Origin of the sequence: Halobellus sp. Atlit-38R, from assembly GCF_003665925.1 — an archaeon.
Classification (GTDB): domain Archaea; phylum Halobacteriota; class Halobacteria; order Halobacteriales; family Haloferacaceae; genus Haloquadratum; species Haloquadratum inordinatus.
The window spans coordinates 1-1,180 of record NZ_QXIJ01000044.1 but is presented as its reverse complement, the minus strand read 5'-3'; the positions used below and the strand labels follow the sequence as shown (position 1 = coordinate 1,180).

General features: G+C 59.2%; 1 protein-coding gene. It reads right to left on the bottom strand.

The annotated features are described in order from the left end of the window. Positions 1 to 1,131: ISH3 family transposase (locus D3D02_RS17960; RefSeq protein WP_121571307.1), on the bottom strand; the 1,131-nt coding region annotated here is incomplete at its 3' end. Between the last annotated feature and the right edge of the window lie 49 nt (positions 1,132 to 1,180).

The following is a 1,180-nucleotide window of genomic DNA, read 5'->3' as shown; positions in this document are numbered from 1 at the left end:
GGGGACGGCCCGACGCGTCGCGAGGGCCGTCCACGCTGCCCGGCACATCATCCTGATGAACTCCGTGAACGGCCACTTCCAGAGGCGACGCCCGCCACGGCGGGGCGTCGCCACAAACTCCCAGTGCAGATACCGCCACACGTTCTGTAAGAGCAGGCTCACTACGACGTACAACAGCCGTACGACCGGATTCTGCGTTGTGGTCGTCGCAATACTTTGTTCGGAGAGCCGATAACTGGCCTCGATACCGAAGCGTTTGGCGTAGTGGTATCGAGCTTCACGTGGCGTGTCAATGAACGGCGCGTCAGCGGCATAGCCGTGACGCGCCACCCCGTGTTCGTCGTATCGCCCGTTCTGGTAGGTACAGTCGAGATAGACGGGAAACTCGACGGTCCAGCTGTGACCGTCGAGTTTCGCCGTCAGATCGTGTCGGATGACACGGCTCCATCCTTCCGAGAGTTCCTGCTTGATCTTCTTTCCCCACCGGACGATCGGCATCACGTAGGCGTGGTTGTGTGCCTGAAGCAGCGTGAGACACTTGCTATCGTAGAATTCGCGGTCGAGATAGACGGCCTTGACGCTGAAGTCAAGGCCGTCAAGAATCCCGAGAAACTCTGCGAGGACAGTGCTGGCGGTGTCGCCGTCGACGAGACGGCGCACCGCCAGCGTGTAGCGTTTGTTCTTCACACGCGCGTAGAGTGTCGCGTAGGCGTGGAACGCGGTGGTTCCACGCTTGGCTTCTGAATGATAGAGACCGTCTGTCTCGTCTTCGTCACCGTAGTAGGGCCGCAGGTGGAGGTCGGCGACGACCTCCACCTGCTCGGGGAGGATCTCCAGCACGTCCTTCTGGAGAAGCGCGTTCCCAACTCGTTCAACGGACGCAAGGTCGAATTTCTCGCGGAGATGGTACAGAACCGTGTTTTCGTGGGGTGAGTCGTCACTGGATTCACAGAGTTCGGAGATTGAGGTCCCGTCGGCGCAGGCGCCGACGAGGACCTCGTAGATGTCTGCAGTATCGATTTCTGCGTTGCTACCGAGGCTGAGCCCTACTTCCTCGTCAAGCGTGTTGACGAGGAAGTTAAGGAGCTGGTCCTCGTGGATTTCACCGTCTGCTTGCTGGGTATTGGACACACCGTCAGCAAGCAGACGTCTCAACTAACCGGCTTTGTGAAGTACTGAG